This is a genomic window from Luteolibacter yonseiensis, assembly GCF_016595465.1.
In the GTDB taxonomy this organism is placed as follows: Bacteria; Verrucomicrobiota; Verrucomicrobiia; order Verrucomicrobiales; family Akkermansiaceae; genus Luteolibacter; species Luteolibacter yonseiensis.
The window spans coordinates 37,788-54,198 of record NZ_JAENIK010000001.1 but is presented as its reverse complement, the minus strand read 5'-3'; the positions used below and the strand labels follow the sequence as shown (position 1 = coordinate 54,198).

General features: G+C 64.5%; 7 protein-coding genes. 6 read left to right on the top strand and 1 reads right to left on the bottom strand.

The window, feature by feature from the left end; translation table 11 throughout:
• The first annotated feature begins 20 nt into the window (after positions 1–20).
• The 6 genes from JIN84_RS00165 to JIN84_RS00140 all read left to right on the top strand — a co-directional run bounded on the left by JIN84_RS00165 (position 21) and on the right by JIN84_RS00140 (position 9,018).
• Positions 21–1,166, top strand: coding sequence for an efflux RND transporter periplasmic adaptor subunit (locus JIN84_RS00165; RefSeq protein ID WP_200348986.1), 1,146 nt, complete (start codon positions 21–23; stop codon positions 1,164–1,166).
• The gene (locus JIN84_RS00160) at positions 1,163–4,222 is read left to right on the top strand and encodes an efflux RND transporter permease subunit (protein ID WP_200348985.1); all 3,060 of its coding nucleotides are present in this window, start codon (positions 1,163–1,165) and stop codon (positions 4,220–4,222) included. Before JIN84_RS00165 ends, JIN84_RS00160 begins: the two co-directional genes overlap by 4 nt.
• A gap of 235 nt (positions 4,223–4,457) precedes the next feature.
• Positions 4,458–5,633, top strand: a complete 1,176-nt coding sequence (locus JIN84_RS00155) for a sensor histidine kinase (protein WP_200348984.1) — start codon at positions 4,458–4,460, stop codon at positions 5,631–5,633.
• Complete coding sequence (locus JIN84_RS00150; protein ID WP_200348983.1) at positions 5,630–6,355, top strand: LytR/AlgR family response regulator transcription factor; 726 nt, start codon at positions 5,630–5,632, stop codon at positions 6,353–6,355. The genes JIN84_RS00155 and JIN84_RS00150 overlap by 4 nt, the downstream gene beginning before the upstream one ends.
• 273 nt (positions 6,356–6,628) lie before the next feature.
• Entirely contained in the window at positions 6,629–7,564 is a 936-nt protein-coding gene (locus JIN84_RS00145; protein WP_200348982.1) for a hypothetical protein, read from the top strand.
• An 89-nt stretch (positions 7,565–7,653) separates the two neighbouring features.
• Complete coding sequence (locus JIN84_RS00140) at positions 7,654–9,018, top strand: hypothetical protein (RefSeq protein ID WP_200348981.1); 1,365 nt, start codon at positions 7,654–7,656, stop codon at positions 9,016–9,018.
• Positions 9,019–9,344: 326 nt separating this feature from the next.
• On the opposite strand, the gene JIN84_RS00135 is transcribed toward JIN84_RS00140, so the two are convergent.
• Positions 9,345–16,208, bottom strand: a complete 6,864-nt coding sequence (locus JIN84_RS00135) for a hypothetical protein (RefSeq protein ID WP_200348980.1) — start codon at positions 16,206–16,208, stop codon at positions 9,345–9,347.
• Positions 16,209–16,411 lie beyond the last annotated feature (203 nt).

Below are 16,411 nucleotides of genomic sequence, written 5' to 3'. Positions count from 1 at the left end.
GTCCCGGAAGACCGATGACCATGATCCTACCTTTCATTTCCCTGACCACCCATGTCATGAAGGACGCCGTCACGGGGAGCTGGCTCTTCACCGCCGCCTGCGCGATCCTCGTCCTGCTCGCCGGGTGCGGACAGGCGGACGACGGGGAAAAGGTCGAGACCCGGGCCGCCCTCACGGTGGAACTCGTTTCACCGGCCACCTCGGTCTGGCCTGTCGAGCTGGCGGTGGGCGGCAGGGTGGAGGCATGGCAGGAGTCCGTCGTCAGCTCGGAGATCGGCGACCACAAGCTGGACGAGGTGCTGGTCAACGTGGGCGATGCGGTGAAAAAGGGCCAGCTCCTCGCCCGCTTCAACGAGGACACCATCCGCGCCGGGCTGGAGGAGATGGAGGCGGACGTGCGCGCGGGAGAAGCCACCCTCGCCACCTCGCGGGACCAACTGGCGCGCACGAGCCATCTGGTCCGGTCGCGGGCGGTCAGCGAGGAATCCCACCGGCTGAATGAAACGACGGTGCAAAAAAACGAGGCGGAGCTTTCCTCCGCCCGCGCCCGCCTGTCCGCGCGGCAGCTCGAACTCCGCAACACCCGGGTGACGGCTCCCGACGACGGGGTGATTTCCTCACGCTCGGCCACACTGGGCACGGTGCTGGCCTCCGGTTCCGAATTGTTCCGGCTCATCCGCCAGAACCGCTTGGAATGGCGTGCGGAGGTTTCTTCCAGGCAATTGGCCGGCGTATGCCCCGGCCAGACCGCCACCCTGAAGATCCACAACGCCGGGCCGGTGGAAGGCAAGGTGCGCCAGCTCTCCCCCACCCTCGACAACCTGACCCTGAACGCCATCTGCTATGTCGATCTGCCGGAATCCCCGGCTGTCCGGGCGGGCATGTTTCTCAGCGGCGTCATCCGCACCGGCGAGTCCCCCGCCCTGCACGTGCCGGAATCCGCGATCGTCTATCGGGACGGATACACCTATGTCATCCGGGTGGGGCAGGACGCGCTCGCCCACCAGGTCAAGGTTTCCACGTCGCGCCGCAGGGATGATCTGGTGGAAATCCAAGGTGACGTTTCGGAGACCGACCGGATGGTGGTTTCCGGCGGCAGTTTCGTCAATGAAGGCGACCTGGTGGAGGTCACCGCCACCGGCCGGACCGAAGGAGGTGCGCCGTGAATCTCTCGACGTGGGCCATCCGCAAGCCGATCCCCCCGCTGCTGATCTTCGGGCTGCTGACCTTCGCCGGGCTGGTGGGTTTCATGAAGCTGCCGGTGCAGGACATGCCGGACCTGGCCCTCCCCACCGTCACGGTGACGGCCAATCTGCCGGGAGCCACCCCGTCCGCCCTCGAGACGGAGGTGACGCGCAAGATCGAGGACCAGCTCGCCACGCTCGGCTCGATCAAGCACATGACGTCCACCATCAACGACGGCACTTCGATGACGGTGATCGAGTTCGAGCTTGGCAAGGACGTGCAGGAGGCGGTCAACGATGTCCGGGACGCGGTGAGTTCCGCCCGTGGCGACCTGCCGGGGGACCTGCTGGAACCACTGATTTCCCGGGCGACGACCACGGGCGGCGCGGTCCTGACCTATCAGGTGGAGTCCGCCGCGATGGACGAGGCGGCGCTTTCGTGGTTCGTGGACAATGAAATCAGCAAGCAGCTCTTTTCACTGAAGGGTGTGGGCGAGGTGACGCGGCAGGGCGGCGTCACGCGGGAGATCCGGGTGGAGCCGGATCCGGACCAGTTGCTCGCGCTCGGTGTCACCGCGGGCGAGATTTCCTCCCGCCTGCGCGAGGTGCGGCAGGAATCGCCGGGCGGACGGATCGACCTGGGAGGGATGGAGCAGTCCGTGCGCACCATCGCCACGGTCGGGAGCGCGGCCGAGATCGCCGCGCTGGACATCCCGCTCGCCGACGGCCGACACGTCCGGTTCGGTGCCATCGCCACCGTCACGGACACGGCGGCGGAGCGGCGGGAGATGGCCTTCGTTGACGGAAAACCGGCGGTCACCTTCGAGGTGAAGCGGGCCACCGGGGCCTCGGAAGTGGCGGTGGCGGTGCTCGTGCGCGAACGGGTGGAAAAGCTCCGCAAGGATTTCCCGCACGTCCGGCTGAGGGAAATCAACGACTCCATCGAGCCGGTGCTGACGAACTACGGCGTGTCGATGCATTCGCTTTACGAAGGCGCGATCCTCGCCGTCATCGTGGTGTGGCTTTTCCTGCGGGACTGGCGGGCGACCTTGATTTCGGCGGTGGCCCTGCCGCTGTCGATCATCCCGACCTTCATCGTGATCCACCTGCTCGGTTACCAGCTCAACTCGGTGACGCTGCTGGCCCTGACGCTGATCGTGGGGGTGCTGGTGGACGATGCGATCGTGGAGGTGGAGAACATCATGCGCCACCTGCGGGACGGCAAGAGCGCCATGGATGCCGCGCTGGAGGCGGCGAGCGAGATCGGCCTGGCGGTGGTGGCCACCTCGCTGACGCTGGTGGCGGTGTTCCTGCCCACGGCGTTCATGGGCGGGATTCCCGGCATGTTCTTCGTGCAGTTCGGCTGGACGGCGGCGATCGCGGTGCTGTTCTCCCTGCTGGTCGCCCGGCTGCTCACGCCGATGATGGCCGCCTACCTGATGAAGCCGCAGACGGCGGTGGAAAAGGACGGGCGGATCACGAAGACCTACATGGGGATGGTCCGCTGGTGCCTGGGCCACCCGGTGAAGGTCATGATCGCCACCGGAGTTTTCCTGGCGGGATCGGTCGGGTTGTCCGGCCTGCTGTCCACGACGTTCATGGGCGCGGAGGACCAGTCGCAGATTTCCGTCACGGTGGAGGCACCGCCGGGGAGCGGAATCGGGCACACGGCGTGGCTCGCGGAGCAGGCGCGGAAGATCATTTCCGAACAAGCCGGGGTGCGGAACGTCCACACGGTGATCGGGGCCGGGAGCTCCGGTGGCATGGGGGAGTCCGGCAGCGCGGGCGAGGTCCGCAAGGCGACCCTGAACGCGGCCTTGGTGGCTCCGGACAAACGCGACAGAACGCAGCAGGAGATCGAGACGGAATTGCGCGGACGCTTCCGTGAAATAGCGGGTGCCCGTTTCGCCGTGGGCGGCGGCGGCTCGGGCGAGAAGGTATCGCTGGTGCTCGCGGGCGACGACCAGCATTCGCTGGCGGAAACCGCCCGCCGCGTGATGGCGGAGCTGCGGACCCTGCCGGACCTCGGGAACATCACATCCTCCGCCAGCCTGCTGCGGCCGGAGGTGATCATCCGCCCGGATTTCGCTCTCGCGGCCGAGCTCGGCGTGAGCGCGGAGGCGCTGGGCGAGGCGGTCCGCATCGCCACCACCGGAGACTACGACCAGAACCTCCCCCGCCTGGACCTGCCGAACCGCCAGCTATACATCCGGACACAGTTCTCCCCCGGGGAAAGGCGGGACCTCGCCACGCTGCGGCACCTGCGCGTCGCGGGGAAAAACGGCGCGGTGCCGCTCGGAAATGTCGCCACCATCGCCATCGAGGGCGGACCGGCGCAGATCGACCGCTTCGACCGCAGCCGGAACATCACCATCGACATCGAACTGCAGGGCAGGCCGACGGGCGACGTGCTGGAGCAGGTCGACACGCTGCCCTCGTTGAAGCAACTGCCGCCGGACGTCCGGCGCATCGAATCGGGAGACGCGGAGCAGATGAGCGAGTTGTTCGAAAGCTTCGGTCTGGCGATGGCCGCCGGAGTGCTCTGCGTGTTCGCGGTGCTGGTCCTGTTGTTCCATGATTTCATGCAGCCGCTGACCATCCTCGCGGCGCTTCCGCTTTCGCTCGGCGGGGCCTTCGGCGCGCTGGCGCTCACCGGCCACAGCATGTCGATGCCCTCGCTCATCGGGCTGGTGATGCTGATGGGGATCGTCACCAAGAATTCCATCCTGCTCGTCGAGTACGCCATCATGTCCCGCCGGGAGCACGGGCTGGGCCGGACGGAAGCCATCCTGGACGCCTGCCACAAGCGGGCGCAGCCGATCGTGATGACCACCATCGCCATGGTCGCGGGGATGGCCCCCATGGCCCTCGGCCTGCAAGGGTCCGCCGAATTCCGCGCGCCGATGGCCGTGGCCGTCATCGGCGGGCTGGTGACCTCCACCGCGCTGAGCCTGCTGGTGGTGCCCGTGTTGTTCGAGCTGGTGGATGAGGTGAAGATCCGCATGCGCCGGGCCGTTTGGAGAGACGGGAATGCGTGAAGGAAAGAAGACCGGGGATTGGGATTTCATCGCGAAGGTCGCAATGAGACACAAACCAAGATGATGGAGGAAATCGAAACGCGGAGTTGCGGAGGACGCGGAGGATTGATGGAGTGCGGCGACAGAGCGAAGCGCCGGCACCGCGCTCTCCAGGACCGTTCATCCTGCGTCCGGACCGTTGGCACGATTTCTCTCGCGGTCGCGGGGGATCTGAAGGATTTAAATCCTGCCCGCCATGAACGCGACGTCCACCGCCACCTCCCCCTATGTTCCCCTGCTGGGAGGGCCCCAATACGCCGCCCTCCAAGCCGGGTTCTGGCTGTTGGTCGCCGGGCTGATGAGCATCGCGATCCTGACCGATCCGCCGACCACCATCATGAATGAGTTCGATCCGACAACCCGGATGATCATTCTCAACAAGCTGGAGATCATCAAACCCAGCCTCTGGTTGGGAAACGTGGTGCTGCCGCTGACGGGATTGTTCCTGACCCACGTGCAGCACCGCGTCTCCACCCGCCTGTCGTGGGCGGATCTCCCTCTGAGGAGGTTGGTCCAGTATGCGCTGGCCTCGTGCCTTCTTCTTTCCGGCTGCGGATATGTCATCGTCAAGACCATCACCTGCGTTTCCAACCGGTGGTGGTTGAAAAACGACATCCAGGACGGCGGATTCGAGTATTCCCTCGGGGATGGCTCGGTGCCGGGATTCTTCGTCATCTGCACGTGGATGGTGATCTACTATTCGCTGCAGGCGTTCACCCGCCTCGCGCGGATGGAGCTGATGCAGCTCCGCCAGGAGGCGGCGATCAAGGACTCGCGGCTGGATGTCATCGCCACCCAGATGAATCCGCATTTCCTTTTCAACTGCCTCAACACCGTGCGCGGCCTCATCGAGGAGAATCCGGCGGGAGCGCGGGATGCGGTGACCCACCTGGCACACGTGCTGCGGGCCTCCCTTTCCAGCACCCGCAAGCGGCTGGTCCCGCTGGGCGAGGAGCTGGAGACCGTATACGCGCATCTCATGCTGGAGAGCGCCCGCCACGGCTCCCGCCTCACCCTCACCAGCGAGGCGGATCCCGCGGCGGCGACCGCCTGCATTCCCCCGCTGCTCCTGCAGACGCTGGTGGAAAACGCGGTGAAACACGGCGTGGGGACCCATCCCGGCCCCGGCTTCGTCCACTACTCCCTCCGCATGGACGGCGGCACGCTGAAGATCACGGTGCGGAACTCCGGCAACCTCGCCGCGGGCTGGGACCTGCCCGACAAAAACGGCCTCGGACTGATCCACACGCGCGAGCGGCTGGCGCTGCTCTATCCGGGCAACGCCTCGCTCTCCATCTCCGAAGCGGACGGCGTGGTGACCGTGCGGGCGGACATTCCGCAACAACCGTCCGAACCCATCCCCCTTTCATGAGAGCCCTTGTCATCGACGACGAACCGGTCGCCCGGTTGGAAATGCGGCGGCTGCTGAAAAGCCACCCGCAAATCGAAGTGGTGGGCGAGGCGGAAAACGCCGGGACCGCCCTCGACCTGATCGCGGAGCTCGGCCCGGACCTGTTGTTCCTGGACATCCAGATGCCCGGGACCAACGGCTTCGAACTGCTGGACTCCATCCCGCTTCCCGTTCCCCGGATCATCTTCTGCACGGCATACGACGCCCACGCGCTGCGGGCCTTCGAGGTGAACGCCATCGACTACCTGCTGAAACCCGTGGACCCGGCCCGCCTGTCCCAGGCACTGCTACGCCTCGCCCCCAAGGCAGGAACCGCCCTCCCGGCGGAAGCCCCTCCCGAGGAACCCCTGCTCGAAAGCGACCGGGTGCTGTTGAAAAACGAATCCCGCTCGTGGCTCGCCCCCGTCCGCTCCATCTGGCTGCTGACCGCCGACGGCAACTACACCCACGTCCACTTCGACGGCCACAAGGTCCTGTTGAACCGCTCCCTCCAATCGCTGGAACGCCGCCTGCCGAAGTCCCTTTTCTTCCGCGTCAGCCGGTCCCAGATCGTCAACCTCAAGTCGGTGGTGGAGGTGGGCGAATCCTACAGCGGCGGCATGCGGCTGATCCTCGCCGGAGGCACGGAAATCAGCATCTCCAGACGCCAGGCCACCGTGTTCCGCAAGCAGAAGGAACTGTGATGAAAACGCCCGGCGGTTTCCCCGCCATCTTCCCGACCATCGTCGCGTTGGTCCGGGGCCGCCCCGGATGTGACGGAATCCGGAGATGTATGAAACTCCATCGCATGGATATCCATCCGGAACGATCTAACAAACGACCCATATGTTGTTAGTATGGGTTGAATATCGATCCTCATTGTCGTAACAGATACATCCTTCGCTTTTCAGAAAAAGCTTGTGCCAGCGTCTTATTCCACTAACAGAAGCAGGTCAACAAAGCCGCTCCACGCTCTGATGCACCGGATCCTCCCCTTCTGCCTGTCGCTCGCCATCACCGTCTGCTTTTCCAGCTGCGCCTGCCTGAAAAGACCGCAAAAGGAAAAACCTCCGCTGCCCGAACGCTTCCAACCGGAGAGAAGCATCACCACCTGTGGAAAATCCTGGCCGGTGAATGTCACCCGCACCGGCACCCGTCCCATACTTCTCCTGCATGAACTGAACGGCCAGAGTCCGGGAGCCCTGGACCTCGCATTGGAACTGGAACAGGCCGGCTGCAAGGTCTACGTGCCCCGCTTCTATGGCAGCTATGGGTCTGATCTCCCCGCCACGCTCTGGCCATTCGTCGTTTTCTCCCCTGATTGGTCTTTATACAGCAAACAGGGTGGCCCGGTCCGGAACCACATCCGCGAGCTCGCCATCAAGGTGCAGGCGGAGAATCCGCATGAAAAACTCACGGTCATCGGGAATTGCATGACAGGAGGCCAGGCGCTGGGCCTGCTCGCCCTGCCGCAGGTGGAAACAGTGGTGGTCTGCCAGCCTGCGGTCCCCATGCTCCCCTGGACCCCCTCACGGAAGAAAGCGCTGGGCATCCCGGAGGCGGACGTGAGCGCGGCGATCGCCGCGCTGGACAGCGATTCGAAAAAGAAACTGATCTCCATCAACTATCTCGAGGACCCTGTCGCCATCATCGAGCGCACCGCCCGTCTGGCCGAGCGGACCATGGCTTTGAAAGAACCCCGGCAACACCGGCTGCGCATCGGCATTCCAGATGGACCGCATCGGGGACTGCCGGTGGCCATTGCGCGTCATCCCGGTTACGAAAAAATCAGCGTCGAAACCTGCGGACACTCGACCGTGACCGGTGCGGCGGATCCCGGCGACCGCGAGGCGTTCCGGAAGGCGCTCTTCGAAGAGCTCCGTCTCAAGCCACTGACAAAAAACAAGCCATGACCCTCGGAGGGCAGATCCGCCAGACGGATCGACAGCCCTCCCCCTGAATTCACACCGCCTTTTCCCCACCCCATCATCCGAAAAAAACCATGACCAGCCGATCACACCACAGCATTCTCCGGAGTCTCCCCGTGCTTCTCGCCGCAGTCACGTTTTCGTGTGCCCCGCACCAACAGCATCAGGCCAACTGGCCCAATGTCAAAGTCAGCACGCCGGACGGCGGAAAAGCCGCCACGACCAACCTGATCGCCGCCGTCGAATTCGACGAGCAGGGCGACCTTTGGGACGCGCACCAGGTGGACCAGGCGACGAAGATGCTGCGGAACACGCCAAAACCACCGCTGGTGATCACCTTCATCCATGGTTGGCGGCACGACCCCCGCGAAGACGACTCCGACCTGATTCAATTCCACAAGTTCGTCGCAGACCTGGACAAACAGGGACTCGCCTTCTCCGTACGCGGCGTCTATATCGGCTGGCGGGGTGCCTCCATCGACGAAAAGCTGGGGTTCGTTTCCACGATTCCCGCCGTCTTTTCCTTCTGGGACCGGAAGCAGGCCACCGACCGCATGTCGAACATCCGCCTGAGCCAGACGTTGAGCAAGATCTCCACCACCGCTTGGAAAGCACAAGGGAAGTCCGTGATGATGGGGCATTCGTTCGGTGGCCGTATTCTCGAGCGGACGGTCGGCATGGGAATGGCCGCCCAGTCCGGAAACTGGGAGAACTACCGGCCGCTGGCGAATCTGGTGGTGTTGGTCAACCCCGCCTCCGAATCCCTGAACGCCCGCGTGATCAAACGAGGGCTGAGCGGCTGGAACAAGGACTATCCCCTGGTCGTGGCGGTGGGTGCCAAAGATGACGGTGCCAACGGCCAGGCGTGGACGGCCGGCTACTGGCTCGGCCTGCGCACGAAAACCCGCTATTATGAGAGCACCCGAGACAAACAGTCCAGTTATCTGGCGGACACCGTGACCAACGATCCGAGACAATTCACCCACGTGCTGGAGAATGGTACCGAAACCAGGAAAGCCGCCATCGTCCGTACGGAAGAGGTCTACCCCCTCGCCACCGGGTCCGAGGGAGAGACCGAGCAATGGAAGCTCAATCTCCTGGACACGCATCACCAGCCTGACGTGGACCATGTGTTGGACAGCAAGGCCTATTGGGTCTTCCAGGTTCCGACCACCGTTCTCTCCGGCCACAGCGGCGACCGTCTCCAGGGCGGAATCTTCAACAAGCCGACGACGGATCTTCTGCACGGGATCTTCCGGAGTTCTCTGACGAAACAGGCCGCCGGTTCGGCACCGAAGGTGCCCATCCCCGTCAAAGAGCCCGTGTCGCAAAACGGAGGGACCGGAACCGCGGAAGGCGGCGTGGCCGGAAATCCCCCGCAGAAGCCGGATCCCGCGACAGCGCCAACGACTGACTCGGTCACCATGACCGGGAACTGACACACCCTGCGGAGGAGCCGCGGCATGAGGCGCTGGCGGCGGCAACCGCGTCGTCTCTCCTGCGGCGGGTTTTGGCTCCACGCCGCATGTCATGAAGGAAGCCGCCCGGAAACCCCGGGCGGCCTGTGTTTTGATATCTATCAGACGGAGGAGTTGCCGCCCCTCCCGCTTCACCCGCAATGAAGCGTTTCGGGAAGGTGCCGGACCCTAGGCAAAGCCCTCGGACCGGTCACATCCCACGGAATGGTGGCCCGGGATTCAAGATGCCAAAGAGAGCGTGGGACAACCGCGGGTCGGTTCCCGCCGTTGTCAGGGCGGACACATCGTCAGGGCGCGGCCACCCGCAGGCGGGCGAACCTCACGGCGGTGGCGGTGATTTTCGGCAGGATGCGGACGGTGACGGTTTCCGTGACACCATCTCCCGTGGGCAAGGGACCGGCGGCGGTTTCGTATTGGGTGGCGGCCGCCGACCATGTCTTGCAATCGGCGGAGGTCTCGATGATGTAGCTGACGCCCGCCGCGCCAAGGCGGCGGCGGTAGGTGAACTCGAGGTAATCCCCGCCATCGACCGGGTTGGCCATGGTCACGGAAGAGGGCAGGCCGGTGGTGCCGGCGGCACTCGGGTCGAGGTTGAAGGCATACTCCAGCAGATTCGGCACTCCGTCGCCGTCGAGATCGCCCATGGCACCGGCGTGGGCGGCCGCGTCGTTGGAGGCGAGGCCGTTGGCCGTTTCCCAGAAATTCGGCAGACCGTCGCCATCGCTGTCAGGGGAGGAAACCACGGAGAAGTTGTTGCTCTTCCCGGTCATCCCGTTGAGATCCGTGGCGACGATGGAGAAGGACGGGGTAACCTTCCCGATGCTCAACGACCCGGTCCAGACACCATTGGTGAGCAGGACGGTGGAAGGGGCGACGGGCCCGCCGGCGATACCGGAATTCAGTTTGATCTGGGGCATCGCGTTGACCGGATATGCCGACGGATTGGAGCCCGACCAATTCACCGGGCTGCCGCCGGAGGAGCTGATCCCGAAAAGGGTGCGGTTGACGGTGGCGGGGTAGTTCCGGACCACCTTGCGATAACTGGAGTTGGCACCGGCGTGGATGAACTCCACCAGCAGGTTGCTGGTGCCGTTGTAGGCGAAGGGGGTGCTGAAATGGAATGTCGCCCAGCCGCTCTCAGGGAGGGTTTGGTTCCCGGAGAAAACGGTGGTCCAGCCGCTGTTGTCCCAGGTGCGGGCGGTGTGGCTCGCCAGGGTGGTATGTTTCATCCGGATCGTCCAGGCGGCCGTCACGGGCGGGGAGGCGGGGTATCCCGGGGGATTGACAGCGACGTAGAAGGAAAGCGAGGAAAGGGTGTTGGCGGGGCCAACCTCGCCGGGGAGGTAGATCGACTGGGTTCTCGCGTTCGGATAGTTGCCGCTCAACGGGAATTGTTCGGAATAGTTTGTCCCCTGGCCGATGACACGCTCGGCCACAAAGGTCGAAAGCGCCACGAAGCCCGTATGTCCGGACATGAGATTGTTGCCCGCGTCGCGTGCGGTGATGGTGGCGGTGAAGGGCGTCCCGGCGGTCTTCGTCGCGCTGATGGTGCTCCAGTTGTATTTGGCCGGTCCGGTGGCCATGACGCTGAAGGCTCCGCTGGTGGCGGAAGGGACCGCGTCCGGGGAAACCCGCAACCGGACGTTTTCCGAAACGGTGTTGATGGTCATGTTGGCGACAGCCACCCCGCCGCTGAAGGAGAGCGTGGCGGGGCTGATGCCGAGGGTTCCGGAGTCGCCGGTAGCGGTGATGGGCAAGGTTTCCCAGTAGTTGGAAATCAGCCTGTCCTCGAGGTCATATGCCGAGACGCTGACGGGAAACGCCTGGCCGCTGAACTGACGGGGATGGACGGGATCGAAGGTGAAGCGGTGCGCGTCGTTGTCACGCACCTGCAGGTCGCGGGTGTCGATCAGGTGTCCACCCGTGCTGGCGGTGATGGTGACGGTCCGGTCCCCTTCGACCGCGTTGTTGTCCACTCCGGTGATGGGAACGGACACCATCTGGGTCCCGGCGGGAATGGTGGCGGTGGCGGGGAGGGTGAGCCGGGAGGTGTCCGACGAGCTGAGCGTGAGGACCAGATCTTCGCTCACGATGCCATGAGCAATGATCCGGACATCCCTTGTATCGCCTTCGACGGCGAAGTCGGTGGAGGACGGCGACCAGTTGAAGGGACGGCTTTGTTCGTCGAGCACGGTGACGGGGGCGGTCGCTGTGGGCCAGCCGTCGAGGCTGGCGGAGAGGAGAGCCTCCCGGGGACCGGTGAATTTGTAGTCAGGCACGACATTCAGCGGGAAGCTCACCGAGGTCTGGCCGGACGGGATCCGCACGGTGGCGGGGACCTGCACGGTGGCGGGCAGGCTGGAAGTGAGGGAAAAGACGAGGGCTCCGGTGGCCGGGGTGGAAATCGTGAGGGTGGCTGATCCGGAATTTTCATTTTCATAGACGGCGTCCGGCGCGGACAGGGCGGGCGTGCCGCTCTCGTCATCGCGCAGTTCCACCGCCGCGGTGGCGGGTGCCAGGTTGACGGCGGTTCCTGTCACATTGACGCGGAGCGGGCCGTTGAGGGTGGAGTTGTTCACCGCCGTGACGTTGAACGTGACGCCGGTCTCCCCCGCCGGAATGATGACGCTGGAAGGGACCGTCAGCGCGAGAGGGCTGGAGGATGCGAGTTCCACCACGGTGTCCGTCGCGACCGCGGAAGGCAGTTGGACCGACCCCTCCTCGATGCCGGAGTTTTCCCCCATCCAGTCGGGCAGTCCGAGCGTCAGGCGGCCCGGAGCATTTCCCGTGACGGAAACATCGTCGATCGCCAGGCCGTCATACGGCGCGCTGCTGTCGCCGAACTGGTTGAAGCGGATGCGGAAATCCGAGGTGTAGACAAGACCGTGTGCGGCGGCGGCGGCGTCGAGATCGACGGTGAACCGTGTCCATGTCTTGGCCGTCATGCCGCGCAGGGGCTGGATTTCATACCAGTGGTTTCCGTCGGCGCTCATGGCCACGCCGTCGAAGTCAGCACCCTCGGTGAAGGGGGCCGAGGGCGGACCATCGTCGGTGCTGTCGAAACGTTTCGCCCAGAAATCCAGGACCACGCCGGTATGGCCGGTGAGGTCGAGCGGCAGCGTCAGTTCAGTACGGGCGTCATCGTAAGTAGTGTCGGACACGGCATGCCCGGTCCCGGTGTGCGGGGTGTCGGTGGAGGCCACCCGGACACTTCCTCTTCCGGTGGCGGAAGTCTCCCACGCGCTGGAGAGCGTGCCGGTTTCAAACCCGTCGCTGAACGGGAGGGATGTCTTGGCCGGGAGGGCGGGCGCACCGATGCGCAGGGCGTCGCTGAAGGCGTAGTGCCCTGAGGAATCGACGGCTTCAAGGAATACCCGGTCGATGTTTCCCGTGAATGACACCAGACCGTTCCACGTGCCGCCGCTGATTTCCGACGAGGCGGGAAGATTGGCCGCGACAGGCTGCAAGGTGAGGAAGCGGGTCTGCGGCAGGTAGGAGGAAGTATAGCCCGTATTGCCGGGACCCGACCAGGAGAGAGGATCCGTGGAGGAACTCGAGTAGCCGTAGAGGACCCGGTTTTCGCCGTCGTGATAATCCGCGGTCCAGTCCACCAGCGAGAAGTCGGAGGGGCTGTTGTAGCTGTAGTCCACCAGCAGGTTTTCCTGACCGTCGTATTCAAACGGCACATCGAAGAGCAGGGTGACCCATCCGTTTCCGGACAGGATCGGGGTGGATTTGTGGACCACCGTCCAGCCGTCTCCATCCCAGCCGGCGGAGGGGTCCATCTGCCCGCGGGTGGTCGTCTTGAGACGGATGGTGAAATTGGTGAGCTTCTGACCGTCCGCGCCGGATTTCACATTCAGCGCGATGCCGCCGAGGGTGCGCTTTCCGCCGATTTCGTCCGCGAGGTAGATCACCTGGGAACGGCAGCGCTCGTAAAAGGTGAAAAGGAAGTACCAGGTGCTGCCCTCCCCCTCACCGACGGTGAAGGCGGGCACGGGTGTCAGCGCCCGCAGGGTGACGGGCCCGTTCACGGATGGATCGACATTTCCGCCCGCATCCACGGCTTTCAGGGCCACCGGGATATTGCTGGCAGGTGGACGGGTGGACGGCATGGGTGCCCAGGCAAGCCGCTGGAAGGCACCGGGCCCGACATCGAAGGGATTGCTGGTTCCGGTGTGCCCTTGTGAGTCCGCGACGGTGAGCACGACATCGTCGGCCGCCTCGTTGATCCGGAGGGTTCCGTTGTGGACGCCGCCGGCAAAGGTGGCGAGCGAGGTCGGAATGATCGAACGGCCGCCCGCACCGAGCGTGACGGGCCCCAGGAAGCCCGCCACGGGCCCGCCGGACGGATCGCATGCCGTCACCGTGACGGCGATCGGCGCACCGAGGACCTGCGGGCTGGCGATGGGAGAGATGGTGAAATGGTGCGGATCGTTGTCGAGGAAGGTGAGGACGTAGGAGGCGCTGTTGAAGCCGGGCGAGCTGACGGTGAGCGTGACAGGCTCGGAGGCTTGGGAAACCTGGTCATCCACGAGGGTGAAGGTCGCGGTCGAGGAGATGTTTCCCGCGGGGATGATGTTCGGCGCGGGCGGGATGATTTTCGCGGGTGAGGAGGAGCTGAAGGTCAGCGTGCTGGCGGTGGTGACGCCGCCCGGCAGGCTGGCGACGAAACTGATGCCGCCGCCGCTTTCGTTCACCGAGGACGGTGCCGGCGTGGTGGAGGGAACCAGTTGCAGATCCAGCGTCTCGTTGTCGGCCACATGGATGGTGACGCTTTTCGAGAGACCGCCTCCCGGTTCGGCGACGGTCACGGTGGTGGATTGGAGGCCGTCCAACCGGCTGTCATCCACGATGGTGACCGGCAGCGGGGCGGAGGTGGCGCCCAGCGGGATGGTGACGGTGGCGGGCACGGTGATTTCCTTCGTGTTGCCGCTGGTAACGATGAAAGTGGTGGGCGAGACGGCCGGTTCGGCGATGCTCACGGTGCCTTGGAGGGGATCCGCACCTTCTGTGGTGGCCGTGGAGGGAACGGTGAACGCCAGGCCGCCCCCGTCATTGTCGAGCACCACCAGAGGATGGGCGGTGCCGGAAAGAAGAGGATTCGTGGCGATGATCTCGATGGTTTTCGGACCGTCCGCCAATGAATCGTCGGCAGGCTGTACCATGAAAGAGGCGCTCAGCCGGCCCGCGGGCACCGTGACCTGACCGGGAACGGTGGCCTTGGCGGGGGCGGAACTGACGAGGTTGACCACCGTATCCGTCGCCACGGCGGAAGGAAGCGTCACCGCGAAACGGGCGGGTCCATCGCCCTCGCGGACCTGCCCGGGCCCGCTGACTTTCAGCAAGTAAGGGGATTGTTTGGAAGTGATCTCGATGTCGTCCACCAAGAGACCGTTGCCGTCCATCGGGCCCCGTTCGTAGTGGTTGAAACGGATTCTGAAGCTGGTATTGTAAGTGAGACCGAGAGAGGCGATGGCGCTGTCCAAATCCACCGAGAACTGTGTCCAGTCCCGTTCGATCTCGCGGAACGACTGCACCTCATACCACTTGGTTCCGTTCGTGCTGATGGCGACGCCATTGAAATCCGCTCCGTCGGTGAAGGGACTCGGCGGCGAGGGGGTGGTTTGATAGTAGTACTCTTCATAACCCCGCTTCGCCCAGAACTTGAGGGTGACGCCGCTCAGTCCCCTGAGATCCACCGTCCAGGTCGCTTCGTTGCGGGAATAGCCGTAGGTTCCGGAATCCATGAGCAGGTGGCGTGTGCCACCGTGCGCCTTGTAGTAGGTGCTGACCTCGGTCCGATGGGTGCCGGTGCCGGTGAATTTCCAGGCATTCTCCAGCGGCAGTTTCTCGAACGTTTCCGTGATGGTTCCAGGACGGATCACTGGTTTCGCAGCCTCCACGGCGAATCCGTCGCTCGCGCCGCGGTGTTCCGCGCCATCGGAAGCGAAGAGTTTCACGCCGCCCGCCGTGAAGGGAACGGAGACGACGCCATTCCACACACCACCCGAGAACGCGCCGGTCGTGGCGGGGCGGATGGGCGAAAGAGCGTTGTAAGAGGTGAAACGGAGATTCGGGAGTTCGTTCGAGGTGGAGAAGTAATCGCTTTCGCCGGACCAGGTCAGCGGTGAGTCACCGGAGAGCGTCTGATAGTCGATCTTGCGGCTGTCGGACGTCACGCTCGCCAGATACCCCCCCGCATAGCCCCAGCCCTCGCCGTTGAAGCTGAAATCCACCATCAGGTTGCTGGTGCCGTCGTAGTCGAACGGAACGGTGAATGGGAAGGTGTGCCAGCCCGTGGCCTCGATCCGCACGGATCCACGATACACCACGGTCCAGCCATCGGTCTCCCAGCCGGGATGGGGCGCATCGTAATTGGCTCTCGAGGTGTGCTTCACCCGGATCGTGAACTCTTCATACGGGAGTTCCGGCAGTTCGCCGATTTCCATGGCGAGCGCGGTCAGCGGACCGGTCCCGCCGACTTCGGCAGGAGTGTAAACGCACTGGAAGCGCGATTGTGAGTAGTGTGAGTCCAGGTCCCGGTTGATCCGCGTGCCCGTCCCCGTCGGTGCGCCGGGGGAAAGGGAAAGCGCCGCGAGCGAGACGTCTTCCGCGAAATCCTCCACCAGATTCCCCCCCGCGTCCTCCGCCCGCAGCCTGACGCTGAAAGGAGTATCCACGGTCTGCGGCGAGGCGACCTGTGCCCAGGTCAGGCGGTTCATCGGACCACGGGCCACATCGAAGGCGTTGCTCGCCACCGACATGCCGTCCGCGCTCGCGGTCAGGACCACGCCCTCCGCGTATTGGCCGATGGTCACATTCCCCGTGTAAACCCCGGCCACGAATCCCCCGGCCGTGGGGGTGAAAACCTCGATGGGTCCCGAAGGACCCGCCGCGGTGAAGGACGGCGCGCCCGTATAGTCCGGGATGACCGCCCCCTGGCTGTCGCGCGCGATGATGGTGACGGGGATCGGCGCGTTCCTGATCTGTCGCCCCGCGATGGGTGAAAGGGTGAATGACGCGGCACCACTGTTCGAGGCTTGAGCGAGGCTGGAAACCTCGGGAGAACCCGCGGCGGGACTGATCCATCCACCTGAGAAACAGGCGAGAGCGACGGCGGATAGGGAGAGCAGATATGATTTTTTCATCCGAAAGGTGAGGAAGCGCCTGATTGAAGCACTAACAAGCCGTCCCCGCGCGGAAAGGCAAGCGGTTATGCGTGACGTTCGCGCGATCTACGTATGAACCGGATGGCGGGTGGCACTGGAACTTGCCCTTCCGAGATGAAGGCTGGAAGAGGCGGCGTGAGACATCACGGAATCAGGCGGCTCCTCGGGCATCGGAAATGCAT